The organism is Streptomyces sp. NBC_01235 (assembly GCF_035989285.1).
Classification (GTDB): Bacteria; Actinomycetota; Actinomycetes; order Streptomycetales; family Streptomycetaceae; genus Streptomyces.
In genome coordinates this window covers 8,573,309-8,594,191 of sequence record NZ_CP108513.1, presented here as the reverse complement: position 1 = coordinate 8,594,191, position 20,883 = coordinate 8,573,309, and the positions used below count along the sequence as shown (strand labels likewise).

Annotated in this window: 16 protein-coding genes, 3 pseudogenes and 1 riboswitch; of the genes and pseudogenes, 11 read left to right on the top strand and 8 right to left on the bottom strand. The window is 71.3% G+C overall.

Annotated features, from left to right (window positions below; all coding sequences use genetic code 11):
- The first annotated feature begins 41 nt into the window (after positions 1–41).
- Positions 42–644, top strand: coding sequence for a histidine phosphatase family protein (locus OG289_RS38640; RefSeq protein ID WP_327318656.1), 603 nt, complete (start codon positions 42–44; stop codon positions 642–644).
- A gap of 7 nt (positions 645–651) precedes the next feature.
- Here OG289_RS38640 and OG289_RS38635 read toward each other — a convergent pair whose 3' ends face one another.
- The 5 genes from OG289_RS38635 to OG289_RS38615 form a co-directional block, all read right to left on the bottom strand.
- Positions 652–930: a hypothetical protein gene (locus OG289_RS38635; RefSeq protein ID WP_327318655.1), complete on the bottom strand. Its 279-nt coding sequence runs from the start codon at positions 928–930 to the stop codon at positions 652–654.
- Positions 931–1,079: 149 nt separating this feature from the next.
- Positions 1,080–1,838: a CbtA family protein gene (locus tag OG289_RS38630; RefSeq protein WP_327318654.1), complete on the bottom strand. Its 759-nt coding sequence runs from the start codon at positions 1,836–1,838 to the stop codon at positions 1,080–1,082.
- A gap of 22 nt (positions 1,839–1,860) precedes the next feature.
- On the bottom strand, positions 1,861–2,082 hold the full coding sequence (locus tag OG289_RS38625) for a CbtB domain-containing protein (RefSeq protein WP_327318653.1): 222 nt from the start codon (positions 2,080–2,082) through the stop codon (positions 1,861–1,863).
- A 36-nt stretch (positions 2,083–2,118) separates the two neighbouring features.
- Positions 2,119–2,274, bottom strand: a riboswitch (cobalamin riboswitch).
- A gap of 86 nt (positions 2,275–2,360) precedes the next feature.
- Positions 2,361–4,568, bottom strand: coding sequence for an ATP-binding SpoIIE family protein phosphatase (locus OG289_RS38620; protein ID WP_327318652.1), 2,208 nt, complete (start codon positions 4,566–4,568; stop codon positions 2,361–2,363).
- Positions 4,569–4,655: 87 nt separating this feature from the next.
- Positions 4,656–6,278, bottom strand: a complete 1,623-nt coding sequence (locus OG289_RS38615; protein ID WP_327318651.1) for an MFS transporter — start codon at positions 6,276–6,278, stop codon at positions 4,656–4,658.
- A 156-nt stretch (positions 6,279–6,434) separates the two neighbouring features.
- Here OG289_RS38615 and OG289_RS38610 point away from each other — a divergent pair, with 156 nt between their 5' ends.
- Complete coding sequence (locus tag OG289_RS38610) at positions 6,435–7,193, top strand: TetR/AcrR family transcriptional regulator (protein ID WP_327318650.1); 759 nt, start codon at positions 6,435–6,437, stop codon at positions 7,191–7,193.
- Positions 7,194–7,488: 295 nt separating this feature from the next.
- Here the strand turns inward: OG289_RS38610 and OG289_RS38605 are convergent, their stop codons facing one another.
- Positions 7,489–8,124, bottom strand: a complete 636-nt coding sequence (locus OG289_RS38605; RefSeq protein ID WP_327318649.1) for a TetR/AcrR family transcriptional regulator — start codon at positions 8,122–8,124, stop codon at positions 7,489–7,491.
- 148 nt (positions 8,125–8,272) lie between these two features.
- Between OG289_RS38605 and OG289_RS38600 the strand changes: the two are divergent.
- Positions 8,273–8,497 (top strand): annotated as a pseudogene (locus tag OG289_RS38600) (VOC family protein); the annotation flags it as partial.
- A gap of 199 nt (positions 8,498–8,696) precedes the next feature.
- Here the strand turns inward: OG289_RS38600 and OG289_RS38595 are convergent.
- Positions 8,697–9,503, bottom strand: coding sequence for a VOC family protein (locus OG289_RS38595; protein ID WP_327318648.1), 807 nt, complete (start codon positions 9,501–9,503; stop codon positions 8,697–8,699).
- Between the two features lie 262 nt (positions 9,504–9,765).
- Here OG289_RS38595 and OG289_RS38590 point away from each other — a divergent pair, with 262 nt between their 5' ends.
- On the top strand, positions 9,766–10,176 hold the full coding sequence (locus tag OG289_RS38590) for a hypothetical protein (RefSeq protein ID WP_327318647.1): 411 nt from the start codon (positions 9,766–9,768) through the stop codon (positions 10,174–10,176).
- Between the two features lie 110 nt (positions 10,177–10,286).
- Positions 10,287–10,726 (top strand): annotated as a pseudogene (locus tag OG289_RS38585) (response regulator transcription factor); the annotation flags it as partial.
- 27 nt (positions 10,727–10,753) lie between these two features.
- On the opposite strand, the gene OG289_RS38580 reads toward OG289_RS38585, so the two are convergent.
- Entirely contained in the window at positions 10,754–11,203 is a 450-nt protein-coding gene (locus OG289_RS38580; RefSeq protein ID WP_327318646.1) for an FAD-dependent monooxygenase, read from the bottom strand.
- A gap of 230 nt (positions 11,204–11,433) precedes the next feature.
- On the opposite strand from OG289_RS38580, the pseudogene OG289_RS38575 reads away from it, so the two are divergent.
- The 6 genes and pseudogenes from OG289_RS38575 (at position 11,434) to OG289_RS38550 (ending at position 20,863) form a co-directional block, all read left to right on the top strand.
- Positions 11,434–13,116, top strand: a pseudogene (locus tag OG289_RS38575) (IS200/IS605 family accessory protein TnpB-related protein).
- Positions 13,117–13,210: 94 nt separating this feature from the next.
- Complete coding sequence (locus OG289_RS38570) at positions 13,211–14,449, top strand: cysteine desulfurase-like protein (protein ID WP_327318645.1); 1,239 nt, start codon at positions 13,211–13,213, stop codon at positions 14,447–14,449.
- A 171-nt stretch (positions 14,450–14,620) separates the two neighbouring features.
- The gene (locus tag OG289_RS38565; protein WP_327318644.1) at positions 14,621–15,058 is read left to right on the top strand and encodes a Fur family transcriptional regulator; all 438 of its coding nucleotides are present in this window, start codon (positions 14,621–14,623) and stop codon (positions 15,056–15,058) included.
- A 67-nt stretch (positions 15,059–15,125) separates the two neighbouring features.
- Entirely contained in the window at positions 15,126–17,348 is a 2,223-nt protein-coding gene (gene katG, locus OG289_RS38560; RefSeq protein WP_327318643.1) for a catalase/peroxidase HPI, read from the top strand.
- 444 nt (positions 17,349–17,792) lie between these two features.
- On the top strand, positions 17,793–19,283 hold the full coding sequence (locus tag OG289_RS38555; protein ID WP_327318642.1) for a family 43 glycosylhydrolase: 1,491 nt from the start codon (positions 17,793–17,795) through the stop codon (positions 19,281–19,283).
- Positions 19,284–19,414: 131 nt separating this feature from the next.
- The gene (locus OG289_RS38550; RefSeq protein ID WP_327318641.1) at positions 19,415–20,863 is read left to right on the top strand and encodes a family 43 glycosylhydrolase; all 1,449 of its coding nucleotides are present in this window, start codon (positions 19,415–19,417) and stop codon (positions 20,861–20,863) included.
- Positions 20,864–20,883 lie beyond the last annotated feature (20 nt).

The window sequence follows — 20,883 nt, the reverse complement described above, 5'->3', positions numbered from 1 at the left end:
CGACCATGAACGTCCATGACCGCACCACGAGGAGCCACCACGTGACCAGCCGTGTCGTCTTCGTCTCGCCCGCGACGAACTCGTCGCTGCGTCAGGCCCGCTTCGACGACGGGAGCTCGATCGACGACGGCGGGGAGGCCCGGGCCCGTGCCGCGGCCGGAACCCTGCCCGCGGCCGTGCGGATCGTGATGTCTCCCAGTGTGCGCTGCCGGGAGACGGCGGCCGCACTCGGTCTCGATACGGCGGAGGCGGTGGAGGCGGACGAGTTGGCGGGGCTCGACGTGGGGCGCTGGCGGGGCCTGACCCTCGCCGAGGTCGGCGCCGGCGAGCCGGAGGCGGTGGCCCGCTGGCTCGCCGATCCCGCGTCCGCGCCCCACGGCGGGGAGTCCGTCGAGGACTTGTGCGGGCGGGTGACGCGCTGGCTGGAGACGTCCCAGGACCTGGACGGCCGTACGCTCGCCGTCGTCGAACCGGAGGTCGTGCGGGCCGCGGTGGTCCACGTGCTGGGGGCTTCCCCCGCGGCCTTCTGGCGGGTCGACGTGCCGCCGCTGACAGCCACCACGATCAGCGGGCGAAGCGGCCGCTGGAACCTGCGGGTCGGGCATCCCCTTGACCCGGCCGAGCCTCACTCCGGCGGGTCATGATGCCGCGTCACGGTGACGGCGCAGCAGTGCCGCTGTCGCGCAGCGCGGGCAGTCGGGGTCCACGTCCGCCCGCTCGCAGCCCCGGGCCGGGGACCGCGACCAGTGTCTCCAGTTCGTCCAAAAGCCGCTCGGACCGCTTCGCCTGCCGGCCGAGCACGCGCACGCGGGCGCTCCGGCCGCCGATCCGCCGTCGGCTCGCGATGAGTTGCTCGTACTCCTGCGGGGTCAGGGCGACCGCCTCGCGGCCCGCGAGGGTGACGCGGCGCGACTGTGGCCGTCTGCTCACTCGTGCTCTCCGCTGCTCGCGTTGTCGGACCCTGCCGGCCGTCCGGGCCGCTGCGGCATGTCCACGGTCCGAGTCGTCGCTGTCGCTGCCCGGAGAACGCGAGAGGGCCCCCGGACGGTTCCGCGGGCCCTCTCGTGGTGTCGGTCATGTCAGTGCGGTGCGGCCACCGCCGTGCCCGCGGACAGTGGGGCGGGCTTCGGGTGCAGGAGTCTCTCGGCCAGTTCGCCGAAGACGAGGCCGAAGCCTGCCCACAGCGTGGCCTGCATCGCGAGGGCGGAGAGCCGGAACCGCCACAGCAGGGTGGCCGGGAAGTCCCCCGGGACCTCGTTGACGACGGGCAGGAACGCGTACGCCAGCCCGATGACGAGCACGAAGCCGAGGACGGCGACGACGGTGGCGTTCCAGTTGCCCAGCTTCGGCGCGAGCCGCTTGCCCACGATCACGGCGGCGATCGTCAGCAGCACGCTGAGCAGCATCATCAGGAAGTACAGCGTGGTGCGCCTGCCGATGGTGTCCGGGTCGCCGACGGACGGCGGGTTGGCCGGGTACTTCAGGAACGGCACGACGTACACGGCGAGCAGGGCGGTTGTCGACAGCAGCAGTGCCGTGGCCCGGGGGCCGAAGCGGCCGACGCGGCCGAGCGCGAAACAGTAGGCCAGGGCGGCGATGCCGCCGAAGGCCACCCCGTAGACCAGCACCCCGGTGGCGAGACCGGCGGTGGACTGCAGGCTGCGGGAGACGAGTTCGACCTCGTGCTCGTGGGCGGGGGCGTGGGACTCCTCGAAGCCGATGGCGCTGTCGACGTTCGGTTCACCGAGGAAGTAGGCGACGATCAGGGCGAGCACGCCCGCGCCGAGGCCGGCGAGCATGCCCCGCACGAGCAGGTTTCTTACCGTTGCGGAGTTCATGTGGTGTACGGCGTCCCTCAGGTCAGTGGCAGGGGAAGCCGAGGAGGTGGCGGGCGTCGTGCACCCACTCGTGGACGTCCCCGCCGGAGACGACGGAGGTGGCGCCCTGCTCGGCGCCGACGAAGTACAGCAGGACCAGCATCAGGACGCCGAAGAAGACCGCCCACGGGGCGATGGCCTTCAGGGGCAGTTTTGCGGGCACGACGGGGGTGTTGACGGTCGGCTGGGCGACATGCTGAGCCATGGCAGGGCCTCCTCTGGGAGTACGCGTCCCATCTCGGTGGTGCACAGGACGACGGTCCCGGGTCTGACTCGCGGTGCGCCCCGTCGAGAGAGGCGGACCGACCACAGTGGCGCGACCGTGCCGGATTCCCACCGGCTTCCGTGATGCCGTCGTCGATATCAGAGCGACGGTACCGTGTGTCGGGTTCATGGCCAATAGCGCGTCACCTCGCGTGATCGTGCTCTCGCCCGCCGGGTGGCCCTCATCACCGCCCCGTGCGTCACTCCACCCGTCCACGATCAGCCCGGCATCGTCACCGTCTCGTCGAGTTCCGCCAGTTCGGCCAGTTCCGTCAGTTCCGCCCAGACCGTCTTGCCGTGGCGGGCGTGCCGTGTGCCCCAGTGTTCGGCGAGTTGGGCGACCAGGAACAGGCCGCGGCCGCCCTCGTCGTGGACGCGGGCGCGGCGCTGGTGCGGGGTGGTGCTGCTGGTGTCGGAGACCTCGCACAGGAGGCTGCGGATGGGGGCGCCTCCCAGCCCCTCAAGGGTCTGGGGGAGGATGAGGCGCAGCCGGATGGGGGGCCGACCGTAGCGAATGGCGTTGGTGACCAGTTCACTGACGACCAGTTCGGTGGTGAAGTCGAGCTCGTCCAGGCCCCAGGCGCTCAGTTGCCGGGAGACGCTCGCCCGGGCCCGCGGGACCGCGGCGGGTTCGGGCTCCAGGTCCCAGCCGGCGACCTGGCCGTCCCCGAGGGCGTGGGTGCGGGCCAGGAGGAGGGCGACGTCGTCGTCCGGGCGGGGCGGCAGCAGGGCTTCGAGGACGGTGTCGCAGGTGGCCTCCAGGGAGGGGGCGGGCCGGGCGAGGGCCTGGTGGAGGAGGGTGAGGCCGGTCTCGACGTCGTGGTCGCGGGCTTCGATCAGGCCGTCGGTGTAGAGGGCGAGGAGGCTGCCCTCGGGCAGCTCGACCTCCGCAGTCTCGAACGGCAGGCCGCCCAGGCCGAGCGGCGGGCCCGGTGGCAGGTCGAGGGTGTCGACGCTGCCGTCCAGGCGCACCACGGCGGGCAGTACGTGGCCCGCGCGGGCCAGGGTGCAGCAGGAACTGACGGGGTCGTAGACCGCGTACAGGCAGGTGGCGCCGATGTCCCCGTCGGCCTCGACGCCTCCGTCGGCCGCGGTGTCCGGGTCGGTGGCGGCTTCGGCGGACAGGCGCAGGACGACGTCGTCGAGGTGGGTGAGGAGTTCGTCGGGCGGCAGGTCGATGTCGGCCAGGGTGCGTACGGCGGTGCGCAGCCGGCCCATGGTGGCGGCGGCACGGATGCCGTGGCCGACCACGTCGCCCACGACGAGGGCGACCCGGGCGCCGGACAGCGGGATGACGTCGTACCAGTCACCGCCCACGCCGGCCTGCGCGCCGGCGGGCAGGTAGCGGCAGGCGACCTCCACGGCGGACTGTTCCGGCATGCGCGAGGGAAGCAGGCTGCGCTGGAGGCTGAGGGCGGTGGTGCGGGCGTGGGTGTAGCGGCGTGCGTTGTCGACGGCGACGGCAGCCCTGGCGGTGATCTCCTGGGCGAGGAGCAGATCCTCGTCGTCGTAGCGGTCGGGGTTGCGCCGGCGGGAGAACCGGGCGACGCCCAGGGTGGTGCCGCGGGCGCGCAGCGGCACCACCAGGGTGGAGTGGATCGGGTGCGGCTCCGCCGTGCGGCTGCCGTCGGCGTGGTGCCGCGAGGGCCGGCCGGTGGTCAGGGCGCGGGCCGGCGGTGATCCGTCCGGGTAGGTGTGGATCTCCTGCGGTGTGATCGCAGGTGCCTGGTCGTCGTCACCGGTCACCGACCGCCGGGCGAGCCGGCGCAGGACGAGGGGTGTCTGCGCCGGGGTGTCGTCTCCGTGGAGCACACCGTCGAGCAGGTCGACGGTGACGGTGTCGGCGAAGTGCTCGGTGGCGAGGTCCGCCAGTTCCTGGGCGGTGCGGGTGATGTCCAGGGTGGTGCCGATGCGCAGGCCGGCCTCGTTCACCATCGACAGCCGCCACCGCAGTCTGCGGTCCCGTTCCTCCTGGAACGCCACGACGCCCTGCTCGGACGCGCGGTCGACGTACCCGGTCGTCGTCCCGACCAGTCTGCGTGTCGCCGCGCTGATCAGATCGGGGTCTCTGGTCAGCCGGGGCAGGATGTCGAGCAGCCGGTCGAGCGCGATGCCCTGGGCGAGCCGGTGCCCCCGCAGCATCGCCGTGACGGGTATCCCGTGCCGGGCCAGCCGACGGGCGCGTTCGACACTGGCGGCGGGCGGACCGATCCGGCTCGGCTCGATGCCGTGCTCGAGGTCGGCCAGCGCACCGAGGAGGTGCTCGGCGATGTTCTGCGAGGTCATGTGGGCGATGCCCGGGTCCTCCCAGAGTTCCGGGACTTCGCGCCGCAGGCACCGCTCCACGTCGGCGATCAGCGTGTCCGCGCTCCGGCTGAGCTCATGATGCGCGGCACGAGCTATGAGACTGTCCGCGGTGACGTCCACAGTGTCGACGGTACGCCGCACGGGCGGGTACGCCTCGTCGGGAGGCGTACCCGCCCGTGCGGCGTACCGGTGCCCGTCCGCACCGGCTCAGTGGACCGAGTCGGCGTACTCCCCGTCCCGGTCGGCCTCCGCCGCCGACGGTTCCGGCTGACGGTGCTCGCCGGCGGCCTTGCGGCCGGGCAGGACCAGCAGGACGACCACGGTTCCGGCGGCCATGATGACACCGCCGACGAGGCTGGTGTGGGCGATGGCGTGGGCGAAGGACTCGTGGACCGCCTCGATGAGACTCTGGGCCTGCTGGGGTCCGCCGTCGGGGTTCTTCGCGACCTGCTCGGCGACCGCGAGGCCGCCGCCCACCGAGTCCTTGGCGGTGTCCATCGCGGCGGCCGGGAGGTGGCCGCCGACCAGGTCGGCCAGCTTGTCCTTGTAGGACGTGGCGAGCAGCGAGCCCAGGACGGCGATGCCGAGGGAGGCGCCGAGTTCCAGCGCGGTGTCGTTGGCGCCGCCGCCGACGCCCAGCTCCGACTCGGGGAAGGAGCCCATGATGGTGTCCGTGGCCGGGGACAGGCTCAGGCCGATCGCGAAACCGAGCAGCAGCAGAGGCGCCAGGAAGTCGGTGTACGTCGAGCCCGACTCGATCCGCGTGAGCAGGAAGACCCCTGCGGTGCCGATCACCATGCCGGCGCCGACCACCGGCTTCACGCCCAGCCTGGGAGCCACCCGCCCGGTGACCGCGGCGCCGGCGAAGACGGCCCCGGCCAGCGGCAGCAGCCGTACGCCGGTCTCCAGCGCGTTGTAGCCGAGGACGAACTGCAGGAACTGGGTGGAGTAGTAGATCGCGCCGAAGGTGCCGAAGAAGAAGAACAGCACCGCGAGCATGGAGCCGCTGAAGGGGCGCTTCCCGAACTTGCGGACGTCCAGCATGGGGTGGGGGTGGCGCAGCTCCCAGGCGACGAAGCCCGGCAGGCCGACGGCGGCGACCACGGCGGCGGCGATCGGACCGGCGCCCCAGCCGAAGTGCGGGCCCTCGATGGTCGCGTAGACCAGGCTGCCGACGGTGACGATCGAGAGCAGACCGCCGACGTAGTCGATCGCGCCCAGGTTCTCCGCCTTCGACGGCGGCACCAGGAGCAGTGCGCCGACGACGCCGAGGACCGCGAGGGGAACGTTCATCAGGAAGGTCGAGCCCCAGGCGTGGTCCTCCAGCAGCCAGCCGGCGGCCAGCGGACCGACGGCGATGGCGAGGCCGGAGGTGGCGCTCCAGGCCGTGATGGCCTTGGCGCGCTCCGCCCTCGGGAACATCGCCACGAGCAGGGACAGAGTGGCCGGCATGACGACGGCGGCACCGACGCCCATGATCGCGCGGGCGATGATGACCTGGTCGGCGCCGTCGACCAGTCCGCCCGTCACCGAGCCGCCCGCGAAGATCAGCAGCCCCAGGATCAGCGCGCCGCGACGGCTGTACTTGTCGCCTATCGAGCCCAGCACGAGCATCAGCGCGGCGTACGGGACGGTGTAGCCGTCGATGACCCACTGCAGGTCGCTGCTGGAGAGCCCGAGGTCCTCCGTCATGTCCGGCGCCGCCACGATCAGCGATGTGTTCGCCATGACCACGATCAGCAGGCTCAGGCACAGGACGAGCAGGGCCCACCAGCGCCGTGGATACGGCTCGGTCATCTTCTCGGCGGGTGTGCTGACAAAGAGCGGCATCGGAAGCTCCTCAGGGTGAAGCGGGGGCGAAGCGGCACCATGGGCGGCCAGTTATTTGCCCAACGATGTGCAGGCTAGTTTATTGCTCATCGGTGTGCAAGTATCGAGTCGTCCTCCCACCCCCGACCGGAGGTCCGACACGACCGGAGGTCCGACATGACCGGCCCACTCGTCACAGGCGGCGGACGCCGACAGACACAGCTCACCCGGGCCCGCATCCTCGAAGCCGCACGGCGGGAACTCGGCCGCGACCCCGACAGCAGCCTCGGCGACATCGCCGAAGCCGCCGGCGTGGTACGCCGCACCGTCTACGACCACTTCGGCGGCCGGCCCGCGCTGATCGAGGGGCTGGCCGCGGAGGCGGCGGAGGCGCTGCGCCGCGCCCTGACGGCCATGACCGACCGCGACCCCGACGCCGACCCCGACGCCGACGCCGCCACCTCGATGGCACGCTTCATCCTGGCCCTGTGGCCCGTCGGCGACCGCTATCGCACGCTGCTCAGGCTCTCGCCGCAGGACCTGAGGCCGGAGCGCGTCGACGAGATCCTCGCCCCCGCCCGCGACATCGCACGGTCGATCATCGAACGAGGCCGGGAGCAGGGCGTCTTCCGGACCAGCGTTCCGCCCGGCCCGCTCAGCAGAGCGCTCGAAGGGCTTCTCCTGGCTCTCCTGGAGTGCGTGAACGCCGGGACCTGGCGCGACGACGGCACACGCAGCGCGACCGCCGCACTGATCGCGGCGGGGGCGGACGGCGACCTCGCCGCCACCCGGATCCACCGGCTCGCCCGCCCCGACCCCGAGCGCGTCAGCGCGGGAGCCCCCGACCTCCCCGAACAACCCGGCCTTCCCGCGAGGAAAGCGCGTGCACCAGTCCCCGTACGACGAGGAGCCCGTGAGCGTGCCGCGTCACGGTGACGCCTGTTCGCGAGTTCCCCCGCCCCGGGGAGCCTGCGAGGGATCCTCGCCGTCACGTCCGTCACGTCCGTCACGTCCGTCACGTCCGCCACGTCCGCCACGTCCGTCGCGGTGTCGCTGGTCGGCGGCACCGTCGTCGACCGTGCGGAACACCCCCGAGGGGCCGCGTCTGCGGTCGGTCACCACCGCGGAGAGCGGGATCGGCGCCCGCTTCACCGGCGAGTGGGTCACCTTCCGCCCGGACGCGTCGTCCGCGTGACCGGTCGGCGGCGTCCGCCGCGGGCTCGGCCGCTCGTCAGTCGAGGTCGGGCAGCGGACGCCGGGCGACGTCGTGGGCGTCCTCCGGCGGGACTCCCAGCATGCGCAGGAGCATCTCGGCCAGGTTCGAGGCGGCCTCGTCGCCGTCGAGTTCCGGCCGGGCGAACCGCAGCTCGACCAGCGCCAGCAGGGAGCCGCCCAGGGCGGCCAGCGCGACGGTCGGGTCGGTGACGGTGAACCGGCCCGAGGCGACACCGACCTCCAGGTCACGCACGGCGCGCGGGGCCAGGCCCGAGTCGGCGTGGATGTGACCGAGTCCGCGGTGGCGCAGGACCTGCATCAGTTCGGGCCGGGAGGTGGCCATGCGGGCGCCGAGCCGGAAGCCCGCCGCGACGAGCTCCGCCGGGTCGTCGATGCCCTGCAGATGCTCGTCGAAGGTCTGGCCGAGCTCTTCGAGGGCGTCCCGCACCGCCGCGTCGAACAGCTCCGTCTTCGACTCGAAGTGGTTGTAGAACGAGCCGAAGCCGACGTCCGCGCGCTCCGCGATCGCCTGGATGCTCGCGCTGGTGTCCCCCGTCTCGGCGAGGATCTGCCGGGCTGCGCGCACGAGCGCCCCACGGGTCTCGGCGCGGCGCCGTTCGAAGCGGTTGCGGGGCGGGGCTGACGAAGACATGCCCAGAGTCTAGCCGCCACAACGGAAGTAACAGCACTTCTGATGGTTCCATCATTCTTTCCGATGCGCCTCGAACGAGAATTCTGTCAAATCTGATGATTTCCTCATTACGGTGATGCTTCCTGCGCGACGCCTCTTGGCGGAGACCATGCCTCGGACGCCCCACCAGGACCTCCACAGCGAACAGGGCGCCCTGCGCGGCGAGCACCCGGGGCGGTCCCGCAACCCGGTGATCAAGGTGGCCGACCTGGCCCGGCTGGAGTTCGAGAAGCCGACCCGGACCGGTCGGAGGTCTTCGCCCGCGACTTCGGTTGGTTCCGGCGTCGCCGCCCGCTCCGAGCGGGAGCGGTGGCTGCGGGGCACCTTCGGCGGCAGGGCGGTCGACCCGGGCTGCGTCCACTCCGCCTACCAGGTCACCGGCCTCGACTCTACCGGGGCGGGCGGACCGCCGAGGAGGCCGCGCGGATCCGCTCGCTGGACCTGCGCGACCTCGATCAGCGCGACGCCGCCGCCCTGTGAGCGCCCTCGGCCGGTCCGCTGGGACACGGGTGCGCAGGACCGCCCACCGGCCTTCAGGTCGTCCCCCGGGCCGGGGTGAGCAGCACGAAGTCCGCGTTCGACGGGTCGAGGCAGACGGCCAGCCGGCCGACACCCTCCGCGTCCGTCGGTCCCATCTGCACGCTGCCGCCGTTCTCGGTGACCTTGGCGACCGCGGCGTCGCAGTCGGTGACGGCGAACACCGGGTGCCAGTACGGCCGCCCGTTCGCCGGCGCGAGGTTTTCCTTCGTGACCTCCATGAGGCCGCCCTGCATACGTTCCTCGGGAAGCCCGGCGGGCGTGATCAGGGTGTACGTGCCCCCGCCGCCCGGCAGCTCCATGTCGCCGAACTGCCAGCCGAGGACACCGCCGTAGAACTCCTTGGCGGCCGCGGCGTCGCTCGTGTACAGCTCGGTCCAGGACAGCGAGCCCGGTTTGTCCACCAGCTCGAAGCCCGTGTTCTTCCCCGGCTGCCAGACCGCGAACTGGCCGCCCAGCGGGTCGTTGAACTGCGCCATCCGACCCCAGTCCTCGAGGTCCCTCGTCGGCACCCGCACCGTGCCGCCCGCGCGCTCCACGGCCTGGGCCGTGGCGTCGGCGTCGTCGACGGTGAAGTAGATCATCCATGCCGAGCGCGCGCCCTCCTCGGTGAGCTTGCCGAGCCCGGCGACGGTCTTGCCGTCCTTCTGGAACATCCCCCCTTCCATCTCCTCCCCCTCGCCCCCCATGGGCTCGTACTCCCAGCCCAGCACCGCGCCGTAGAAGGCCGCGGTGGCCCGGACGTCGGGGGCACCTAGGTCGAGCCAGCAGGGGGAGCCGGGTGTGAGGTCGGTGGTGATCACGTCGATTCCCTTTCGCAGGTCCTGGGACTTCAGCGTGACATCCGGCACCGACAATCGCGCGTCGGCACAGCGGCTCAGGGCCGAAGGCGACCGGGGGTGGCCGAGGGTGGAGCGGGCTACACCCCGAAGTCGGGAGGCCGCTCCCTCGTGGCGACGAGCGGGGGCCGGGATCGTGGACGACAGAGATCGCGACCGGTCCCGGTCACCGATTCCCGCAGATCCCACGCCCGGACCTCGCGTCCCGCTCGTAAGGAAGATCCCCATGGCCTCTCCGCTCGCCGCCGTCAGGAAGTTCGTCACCGACCTGCTGCTCTGGACCTTCTTCGCCTGCGGTCTCGCCGCGAGCACAGGCGCCGGCGCGGTCCTCGACGGCACCCAGAAGGACGCGGCCACCGCCGTCGGCGGTGTCGTCTCGCTCCTCGCCGGCTCGCGCATCGCCAAGAAGCCGAGGATCAAGGCGTTCCTGTCCAGGCCCGGCACGCTGTGGTTCCTGTTCCTGTTCAACGGCGGCACGGCCGTCGCGATGTACTTCGCCATGGACGGCGTCAAGGGCGTCATCGCCGCCGCTGCCATGGGCCTGGTCTCCCTGGGCGCGGCCGGCGGCCTCGTCGCGGGTTACCGCGAGCGCCGCCGGCCCGCGCGCCGCCCCGCCCCCGAGACCCCCTGGGCCTGAACCGCGCCACGCTCCGGTCTCGGCACGCTCCGGTGTCCCGATGCTGACCAAGATGGGCCTGTGCGCCGCGGACGCCGTGGTCGTCGCCGTCCTGATCGCGCTCGCCCTGGTCCCCCACCCGGATCCTCGTCCTCACCACCTTCGAGAACGACCGGAACGTCGCCAAGGCCCTGCGGGCCGGCGCCAGCGGCTTCCTCGGCAAGGGCGTCAGCCCCGACGTCCTGCTGTCGGCCATCCGCACCGTCGCGGCCGGTGACTCCCTCCTCTCCCCCACCGCCACCCGGGCCCCCACCACCCGCTTCCTGGCCGCCCCGGACACCGACGACTCCCTCCCCCTCCCCGACGTCCTCAAGGCCCTCACCGACCGCGAACGCGAGGTCATGGCCCTGGCCGCACACGGCAGGTCCAACGCCGAGATCGCCGCCGAACTCGTCCTGAGCCCCTGGGCGTGCGCAGCCACATCCAATGGGCCATGACCAAACTCCACGCCCGCGACCGCGCCCAGCTCGTCGTCGCCGCCTACCAGAGCGGTCTGGTCAAACCCCCTCCACAGCAAGGAAGTCGACCGTCCCCGCAATCACCCCGGCGGGCGCCCCGTCCCGCAGACCGACTCCGGTGGCGCTGCGCGCAGCTGCCGACGGACGGCGGCGAGCCGGACGCCGAGGCCGTCCACCACGCGGACGCCGCCGACGACGCGGTGGTCGGGGCGGGCCAGTACCGCGGCACTCGTCCGGTCGGGCGGGCGCGGCGTCCTCGACGGGGTCGACGGGACGGACGAGTCCGAGGGGGAGGCCGTCCTCGGCCTCGTGTGCGGGGGAGGACGGATGCCCTGGCACATGCCCTGCGCGAGGAACGGCGGGGCCATGTGTGCCGCGTCGCCGAGGAGGAACCGCCGCCGCACGCGCCACCGTTGCAGGACCAGGGCGTGGAAGCGGTAGGTGGACGCCCGCCACAGGTCGTGCGCCGGCAGGGCGCGGATGAAGTCCGGGTCGGACACGCCCTCGGGCCGCTCGTCGGGGTTGATCACGTCAGAACCGAGACAGTCAAGGGTTTGGAGCTGCTGCCGCTGGAGTGCGTTCGAAGGTGTTCAGGTGAGCGGGAGTGAGTGTGGGTGGTCTGTGTCGTGTCATGTGGTTCGGCCGTGGTGTCGGTTTCAGTGAGGAACTGACGTTCTCTCATCGAATGCGTGACCTTCACAGGCGACGCTCGTTTCCATGGCAAAAGGATCTTCGGGTGGGGCCGGGCGGGGGTGACGGGATGGGTGAGCTGAGGAGTGTGGCGGCGTCGTTCGTCGCGTCCGGTCCGAGTGGTGTGGCCATTCGGACCCGCCTGAAGGACCTGGCGTCGGACGATGAGAAGGTGCTGCGTGTGGTGGGCGCGCATCTGGGGTCGCTGGCCTCGAAGGATCTCAAGGCGCGCTGCCGGGACGGCCTGGAGTACTCCGGTGAGGCGTGGGCGGTGCGTAAGCGGGAGCTGACGCCCCTCGCGTCGTCGCGCTGGGCCGGGGCGATCACCAAGGCCTCGCACGACCAGTGGGCGCTGGCCCGCCGCTGCCAGCTCGCACACATCCAGAATCTGGAAGCGGGCATCCGCACCCTCACGCACCGGCTGTCCCTGCCGATCGGGCAGAAGGGAACCAAGAAGGCGCCCGGGGGGTACCGGTCGCGGCGCCAGTGGCATGCGAAGTCGAGGCGGCTGCGGGTGCTGGAAGACCGGCTGACTGCCGCGCGGGCCGACCGCGAGGCCGGAGTTGTGCACGTCGTACGCGGCGGCAAGCGCCTGGCCCGTGCCCGGCACCACCTGGAGGCGGCCCAGCTCACCGAGTCCGGATGGCGCGGACGCTGGGAGGCCGAGCGCTGGTTCTGCCAGGCGGACGGTGAGCCCGGCAAGCGCTACGGCAACGAGACGATCCGCGTCGGCCCCGACGGCGAGGTGAGCATCAAACTCCCCGCGCCGCTCACACATCTGGCCAACGCCCCGCACGGACGGTACGTCCTCGCGAGCAGGGTCACGTTCGCGCACCGGGGCACCGGGGCACCGAGTGGGCGGACCGCGTTGCAGCCGGCCGGGCGATCGCCTACCGCATCCTCCCCCACTCTCGACTTCGCCCGACCGGGGGGACCCCCATCGACATGGGCCGGGACCGCTGGTATGTGACCGCCTCCTGGCAGCTCCCGCCCACCCCCACCCTCCCCCTCGATGCCGCGCTCGCCCACGGCGTGATCGGCGTCGACATGAACGTCGACCATCTGCCCGCCTGGCGCCTGGCGCCTGGACATCCACGGCAACCCGATTGGCGCCCCGCGCCGCTTCTTCTACGGCCTGACCGGTACCGCCGAGCACCGGGATGCCCAGGTCCGCCACGCCCTCACCCGTGTCCTGCACTGGGCCCGTACCTGCGGCGTGAAGGCGATCGCGGTGGAGGATCTGGACTTCGGCGCGGAGAAGACCCGGGAGAAACACGGCCGCCGCAAACGCTTCCGGCAGCTCATCTCCGGCATGCCCACCGGCAAGCTCCGCGCCCGGCTGGCCTCGATGGCCGACGCCACGGGTATCGCGGTCATCGCCGTCGACCCGGCCTACACCAGCCGCTGGGGCGCCCAGCACTGGCAGAAGCCCCTCACCACCACAACCCGCACAACCACTCGCCACGAGGCTGCTGCCGTGGCGATCGGAAGGCGCGCCCAGGGACACCCGATCCGGCGACGGACGGCACCGCCCCCTGCTCACCGGAGTGATGAGCAGGGGCATCGGACCGTCCAGGCCCGACCGGGGGTTCCTGGGCGTGAGGGAACCCGCCCCCGCATCCCCGGACCACGGACACGATCCGTGCCGCCCGGACGCGGAGCGAACGCGGGCAACCAGAACGCCCAACACCGTCCGGGGCGTTCGGCCGAGCATGAGACCTGGCGACAGGACTCACTCCCGCTCAGTCTCTAGGAACGGTCTGACACCTTTCTCGGGTGCGACGTGATCCGGTCGAACCGAAGCGATGTGCTGGTGGGCCCCGGCCCCGGGTGCCAGAGTCGGGGCCATGGCCATCGACGTCGCCGCCCTCCGGGCCCACTTCCCGTCCCTCACGCACGGCCTCGCCTTCTTCGACGGGCCGGGCGGAACCCAGACCCCCACCCCCGTCGCCGAGGCCGTCACCAGGACACTGACCGGCCCCCTGTCCAACCGGGGACTCGTCAGCGCGTCCGAGCGCAACGCCGAGCGGGCCGTCACCGAGTTCCGTGCCGCCTACGCCGACCTGCTCGGCGTGCCCGCGAACAGCGTCGTGCACGGGCGCAGCGCCACCCAGCTCACATACGACTTCTCACGACACCTGGCCAAGGGCTGGCGGGCCGGTGACGAGATCGTCCTCAGCCGTCTGGATCACGACGCCAACGTGCGTCCCTGGATACAGGCGGCCGAGCACGCCGGGGTCACCGTCCGCTGGATCGAGATCGACGCCGAAACCACGGAACTCGACCTCGACTCCTACGAACGGGCCCTGTCGCCGCGGACGCGGCTGGTCGCGGTGACGGCGGCGTCGAACGTGCTGGGCACCAAGCCGCCCGTGCGCCGGATCGCCGACCGGGCCCACGAGGCCGGCGCCCTGCTGTACGTGGACGGGGTGCACTACGCCGCGCACCACCTGGTGGACGTGCCCGCGCTGGGGGCGGACCTGTTCGTCTGCTCGCCGTACAAGTTCCTCGGACCGCACTGCGGTGTGCTCGCCGGATTCCCCGACGTCCTCGAAGCCCTGGAACCGGACAAGCTGCTGCCGTCCACGAACGCGGTGCCGGAGCGCTTCGAGTTCGGCACGCTGCCCTACGAGATCCTGGCGGGCGCCACCGCCGCCGTGGACTTCCTGGCCGCGATGGACACGACGCACACGGCGGACACGGCGGGCCCGGGCGACGCGCCGGCGGCGGGGGTGTCGCGCAGAGAGCGGCTGGCGCGGTCGCTGGCGTCCCTGCACGCGCACGAGAACGCGCTGCGCGCCCGGGTGGAGGAGGGACTGCGGGCACTGGGCGACGCCGTCACCGTCCACTCGAAGGCGCCGGACCGCACCCCGACCGCCCTGATGACCCTCGAGGGCCGGGACGCGCGCGAGGCGCAGGCCCACCTGGCCGCGCGAGGGGTCGTGGCCCCGGCCGGGTCGTTCTACGCCCACGAGCCCTTCACCGCGCTGAAGCTCGACGACCCCGCGCTGCGGGTGGGACTCGCCCCCTACACCGACACCGAGGACGTCGACAGGCTCCTCGACGGCCTCGCCACGTTCCTCTGACGCCGGGCCTCTGACGTCGGGCCTCTGACGTCGGGCCTCTGACGCCCGGCCCCTGGCCCCTGATCCCTGCCCCTGATCCCTGGGTCGTGGTTCCCCCGACCTGCACAGTTTCCCAGACTTGCACTGTTCGTTTTCTTGAATCACTCGTGTTTATGAAGTAGGTTCGGCGGTATGACAGCACCCCGTACACCGACCACCGCCGAGGAGCTGCGCGGTGTAGGCCTGCGGGTGACGGCCGCACGTGTCGCGTTGCTCGAGACCGTCCGCGGCGGCGACCACCTCGGTGTCGAGGCGATCGCCACCGGCGTGCGCGACCGCGTGGGCCACATCTCCCTGCAAGCCGTGTACGAAGCCCTGCACGCGCTGACCACGGCAGGACTGGTGCGCCGTATCGAGCCGCCGGGCAGCCCGGCCCGGTTCGAGGGGCGCGTCGGGGACAACCACCACCACCTGGTGTGCCGCTCGTGCGGCGTCGTCGTCGACGTCGACTGCGCGGTCGGCCACGCCCCCTGTCTGACCGCCGCCGACGACCGCGGCTTCTCCATAGACGAGGCCGAGGTCATCTACTGGGGCATGTGCCCCGTCTGTTCCACCGCCGGTAGTACCTGAGCACCCGCAGTACCCGAGCACTGCGGTACGTGAGCATGTGATCCGACCAGCCCAGAAGGATTCCCCCATGACCGAGAACCATGATGCGATCGTGACCGAACCGAAGGCGGCGGAGGCAGGTGGCTGCCCGGTCGCGCACGGTCGCGCCGCTCACCCGACCCAGGGCGGCGGAAACCGCCAGTGGTGGCCGGAGCGGCTCAACCTGAAGATCCTCGCGAAGAACCCCGCAGTGGCGAACCCGCTCGGTGGGGACTTCGACTACGCCGAGGCCTTCAAGTCGCTCGACCTGGCGGCCGTGAAGGCGGACATCGCCGAGGTGCTGACCACCTCGCAGGACTGGTGGCCCGCCGACTTCGGCAACTACGGCCCGCTGATGATCCGCATGGCCTGGCACAGCGCGGGCACCTACCGCATCAGCGACGGCCGCGGCGGCGCCGGCGCCGGCCAGCAGCGCTTCGCCCCGCTCAACAGCTGGCCGGACAACGCCAACCTGGACAAGGCCCGCCGTCTGCTGTGGCCGGTCAAGAAGAAGTACGGCCAGTCCATCTCCTGGGCCGACCTCATGATCCTCACGGGCAACGTCGCGCTGGAGCAGATGGGCTTCGAGACGTTCGGCTTCGCCGGCGGCCGCGAGGACGTCTGGGAGGCCGAGGAGGACGTCTACTGGGGTCCCGAGACCACCTGGCTCGACGACCAGCGCTACACCGGTGACCGCGAGCTGGAGAACCCGCTCGGCGCCGTCCAGATGGGCCTCATCTACGTCAACCCCGAGGGCCCGAACGGCAACCCGGACCCGCTGGCCGCGGCCCGCGACATCCGTGAGACGTTCCGCCGGATGGCGATGAACGACGAGGAGACGGTCGCCCTGATCGCGGGCGGTCACACCTTCGGCAAGACCCACGGCGCGGGCCCGGCGGACAACGTCGGCGACGACCCCGAGGCCGCCTCGCTGGCGGAGCAGGGCCTCGGCTGGAAGAGCAGCTACGGCACCGGCAAGGGCGGCGACACCATCACCAGTGGCCTGGAGGTCACCTGGACCGCCACGCCGACGCAGTGGGGCAACGGCTTCTTCGACAACCTGTTCGGCTACGAGTGGGAGCTGACGGAGAGCCCGGCCGGCGCCAATCAGTGGGTCGCCAAGGACGGCGCGGGCGCGGGCACCATCCCCGACGCGCACGACCCGTCCAAGAGCCACGCCCCGACGATGCTGACGACCGACCTGTCGCTGCGCTTCGACCCGGTCTACGAGCAGATCTCGCGTCGCTTCCACGAGAACCCCGACCAGTTCGCGGACGCCTTCGCCCGCGCCTGGTACAAGCTGACCCACCGCGACCTGGGCCCGAAGTCCCTGTACCTCGGCCCGGAGGTCCCGGCGGAGACCCTGCTGTGGCAGGACCCGCTGCCGGAGGCCGACGGCGAGGTCATCGGCGCCGAGGACATCGCGGCCCTCAAGGCCAAGCTCCTCGACTCGGGGCTGACCGTCTCGCAGCTGGTGTCCACCGCGTGGGCGTCGGCCTCCACCTTCCGCGGCAGCGACAAGCGCGGCGGCGCCAACGGTGCCCGCATCCGCCTGGAGCCGCAGCGCGGCTGGGAGGTCAACAACCCGGACGAGCTGGCGCAGGTCCTGCGCGTCCTGGAGGGCATCCAGGAGGAGTTCAACTCCGGCGCCAAGAAGGTCTCCCTGGCCGACCTGATCGTCCTCGGTGGCGCCGCCGCCGTGGAGAAGGCCGCGGGGGACGCCGGTCACGACGTGGAGGTCCCCTTCACGCCGGGCCGGGTGGACGCCTCGCAGGAGCAGACGGACGTCGAGTCGTTCGCCGCGCTCGAGCCGACCGCCGACGGGTTCCGCAACTACCTCGGCAAGGGCAACCGCCTGCCGGCCGAGTTCCTGCTGCTCGACAAGGCGAACCTGCTGAACCTGAGCGCGCCGGAGCTGACGGTCCTCGTCGGCGGCCTGCGGGTCCTGGGCGCCAACCACGCCCAGTCCTCGCACGGCGTCCTCACCGACGCCCCGGGCAAGCTGACGAACGACTTCTTCGTCAACCTGCTCGACCTGGGCACGACCTGGTCGTCGACGTCCGCGGACCAGTCCACGTTCGAGGGCCGCGACGCCGCCACTGGCGAGGTCAAGTGGACCGGCACCCGTGCCGACCTGGTCTTCGGCTCGAACTCCGAGCTGCGCGCGCTCGCCGAGGTCTACGCGAGCGACGACGCGAAGGAGAAGTTCGTGAACGACTTCGTCGCGGCCTGGGTCAAGGTCTCCAACCTCGACCGGTTCGACCTGGTCTGATCCGACCCGGTCGGATCGCGTCCTGCGCGGTCCGACCAGAACATCCAGGGCGTCCGGCCCGGCCCGCACAGGCCGAGCCGGGCGCCCTGGCGCGTTCCGCGTCGGTCGCGTCGGGGCCGCGTAGCGTCGCGACCGTCGTCCTACACGCGCACCGTCGGTCGCCCCCGTTGGCCCGGCCCGGACAGCCCGAGCCGGTCGCGTACGGCGGCGAGGCTGCCGGGAAAACGCCGGGGGCGGGGTGGGTGGGCCTTGGCGTAGGCGGCGGGCCGAGGCCCGGACGGACGGCCCGGACGGGGGTGCCGCACTTCGTCCGGGCCATCCGTGCAGGCCCGGGTCTGTCGAACCCATTGACGAGGACATGGTGGCCCCATATCTTCTGGCCGAAGTTACGAACCATGTTCGAAATTACGAACAGGCAGTTTTATGGACAAGGGACGGTCCTGTATGCCTCGGATGTACCGCCGCAGACCCCTGCTCGTCTGCGTGTTGGCGCTCCTCGTCGCCCTGGTGGCGGCGACCCAGCCGGTGTCCGCGGCCGACGGTCGCCCGTACACCAACCCGCTGAAGTCCACCAAGGGAGCCGACCCCTGGCTGGAGTACTACGACGGCAACTACTACCTGGTCACCACGACGTTCACGGGTGTCCTCGGTATGCGCAAGGCTCCGACCCTGGCCGGTCTCGCCACCGCGCCCACCGTGCAGGTGTGGTCGGACACCACCTCGACCCGCAACAACAACATCTGGGCGCCGGAGATCCACCAGTTCAACGGCCACTGGTACCTGTACTACTCGGCGGGCCAGGGCGGCACCGCCTGCTGCGACTCCCAGCGCACCCACGTCCTGGAGAGCGCCGGCACCGACCCGCTGGGCCCCTACACCTACAAGGGCTCCCTCACCGGCTCCAACCTCACGCCGGGCGGCTGGCTGATCGACGCGAGCGTCCTGCAGGCGAACGGAAACCTGTTCCTCGTCGGAAGCGGCTTCGTGAACGGCAGCACGCAGAGCCTGGTCATCGCGCCGATGAGCAACCCGTACACGCTGTCCAGCAACACCTTCACGGTGATCTCCAGCCCCACCCTGAGCTGGGAGACCTCGGGTTCACCGGTGAACGAGGGCCCCGAGCCGCTGTACCACGACGGCCGCACCTTCCTCACCTACTCCGCGAGCTCCTGCCAGACCGCCGACTACAAGCTGGGCCAACTGGAGTTGACGGGCAGCGACCCGCTGAACCCGGCGTCCTGGACCAAGAAGCAGACGCCCGTCTTCCAGCGCAGTGACACCAACGGCGTCTACGGCCCGGGCCACAACGGCTTCTTCACCTCGCCCGACGGCACCGAGAACTGGATCGTCTACCACGCCAACTCCTCGGCGAGCGGCGGCTGCGGCAACGGCCGGACGACCCGCGCCCAGAAGTTCACCTGGAACGCCGACGGCACCCCGAACTTCGGCACGCCGGTCGCGCTCGGTACGACGCTCCCCGGCCCGTCCGGCGAGACGGCGGCGACCCCGACGGCGTACACCCTCGTCAACCGCAACAGCGGCAAGTGCCTGGACGTCGAAGGCGGTGCCACCGCCAACGGCACGAACATCTTCCAGTGGACCTGCACCGGCGGCGCCAACCAGAAGTGGCGGATCGAGGACCAGGGCGACGACACCAGCCGGCTGGTGAACGTGGCCACCGGCGGGGTGATGGACACCGCCGACTGCTCCACCGCCGACGGCGCCGATCTGCGCCAATGGTCCTGGCTGAACAACAAGTGCCAGCGCTTCCGGCTCGTCTTCACCGCGAGCGGCGACTACGTCCGACTCGTGGGCGAGAACAGCGGCAAGGTCGCCGACGTGGCGAACTGCGGGACGGCCAACGGCACGGACGTACGGCAGTGGACCTGGCTGAACAACAACTGCCAGCAGTGGCGCCTCGTGCCGACCACCTGACCCCCGAAGCCCCCCGAGACACCGCGGACTCAACCCCCCGGACTCAAACCCCCGGACTCAAACCCCCGGACTCAACTCCCCCCTCCCCCCAGTCACCCTTCCCCCTCTCCCCTCCCATCAGGAGAACTCCCTTGAGACGCAACGCCGTTCGGCTGTTCCTGGCCGGCCTCGTCGCCCTCGCGACCGTCCTCACCGGCCTGGGCGCCCCCGCCCAGGCCGCCGTGCCCGACTCCCCCGCGGTGACGTACACCAACCCGATCGCCGAGAAGCGCGCCGACCCGCACATCTTCAAGCACACCGACGGCTACTACTACTTCACCGCCACGGTCCCGGAGTACGACCGCATCGTGCTGCGCCGGGCCACGACCATCCAGGGCCTGTCCACGGCCCAGGAGGTCACCATCTGGACCAAGCACAGCAGCGGGGTCATGGGCGCCCACATCTGGGCACCGGAGATCCACTTCATCGACGGCAAGTGGTACGTGTACTTCGCGGCCGGGTCCACCAGTGACCAGTGGGCGATCCGGATGTACGTCCTCGAAGGCACCGGCTCCAATCCGCTCACCGCGACCTGGGCCGAGAAGGGCCAGATCACGACGACGTGGCAGAGCTTCTCGCTCGACGCCACCACGTTCGTCGTGAACGGTGTCCGCTATCTCGCCTGGGCGCAGCGCAACCCGTCCGAGAACAACAACACCAGCCTGTTCATCGCCAAGCTGGCCAACCCCTGGACGATCTCCGGCACTCCGGCGGAGATCTCCCAGCCGACCCTGTCCTGGGAGACCGTCGGCTACAAGGTCAACGAGGGGCCGGCGGTGATCCAGCACGGCGGCAAGGTCTTCATGACCTACTCGGCGAGCGCGACCGACGCCAACTACTGCCTGGGCATGCTGACCGCCTCCGCGACGGCCGACCTGACCGACCCGGCGTCCTGGACCAAGGGTTCACAGCCCGTCTTCACCACGAACGCCTCCACCTCGCAGTACGGGCCGGGCCACAACTCGTTCACGGTCTCCGAGGACGGCAAGTCGGACATCCTCGTCTACCACGACCGCAGCTACAAGGACATCACCGGCGACCCGCTGAACGACCCCAACCGCCGCACCCGCGTGCAGAAGCTGTACTGGAAGGCCGACGGCACGCCCGACTTCGGCATCCCGGTGGCCGACGGGGTCACCCCGCAGCGCTTCTCCTCCTACAACTACGCGGACCGGTTCATCCGCCACTGGGAGTACCGCGCCAAGATCGAGGCCAACGTCAGCCCGCTCGCGGACTCGCAGTTCCGGGTGGTGACCGGTCTCGCGGGGACCGGCACGGTCTCCCTGGAATCGGCCAACTTCCCCGGCTACTACCTGCGGCACAAGAACTTCGAGGTGTGGCTGGAGAAGAACGACGGCACGTCGACGTTCGCCTCCGACGCGACCTTCTACCAGCGGGCCGGTCTCGCCGACTCGGCGGGGATCTCGTACGAGTCGTACAACTACGCCGGCCGCTACGTCCGCCACTACAACTACCTGCTGTACGTGCAGACGCCGAGCACGGCGACGGACAAGGGGGACGCGACGTTCTACGCCCAGTGAGGCCACCGTCGACGTGACGT

What these genes read in the sequence shown, in the direction of transcription:
- OG289_RS38590 (WP_327318647.1), top strand. Translation starts at nt 9,766, where the DNA reads ATGGCCTCTCCGCTCGCCGCCGTCAGGAAGTTCGTCACCGACCTGCTG.
- OG289_RS38570 (WP_327318645.1), top strand. Translation starts at nt 13,211, where the DNA reads ATGGCCATCGACGTCGCCGCCCTCCGGGCCCACTTCCCGTCCCTCACG.
- OG289_RS38630 (WP_327318654.1), bottom strand. Translation starts at nt 1,838, where the DNA reads ATGAACTCCGCAACGGTAAGAAACCTGCTCGTGCGGGGCATGCTCGCC.
- OG289_RS38625 (WP_327318653.1), bottom strand. Translation starts at nt 2,082, where the DNA reads ATGGCTCAGCATGTCGCCCAGCCGACCGTCAACACCCCCGTCGTGCCC.
- OG289_RS38610 (WP_327318650.1), top strand. Translation starts at nt 6,435, where the DNA reads ATGACCGGCCCACTCGTCACAGGCGGCGGACGCCGACAGACACAGCTC.
- OG289_RS38615 (WP_327318651.1), bottom strand. Translation starts at nt 6,278, where the DNA reads ATGCCGCTCTTTGTCAGCACACCCGCCGAGAAGATGACCGAGCCGTAT.
- OG289_RS38605 (WP_327318649.1), bottom strand. Translation starts at nt 8,124, where the DNA reads ATGTCTTCGTCAGCCCCGCCCCGCAACCGCTTCGAACGGCGCCGCGCC.
- OG289_RS38565 (WP_327318644.1), top strand. Translation starts at nt 14,621, where the DNA reads ATGACAGCACCCCGTACACCGACCACCGCCGAGGAGCTGCGCGGTGTA.
- katG (WP_327318643.1), top strand. Translation starts at nt 15,126, where the DNA reads ATGACCGAGAACCATGATGCGATCGTGACCGAACCGAAGGCGGCGGAG.
- OG289_RS38555 (WP_327318642.1), top strand. Translation starts at nt 17,793, where the DNA reads ATGCCTCGGATGTACCGCCGCAGACCCCTGCTCGTCTGCGTGTTGGCG.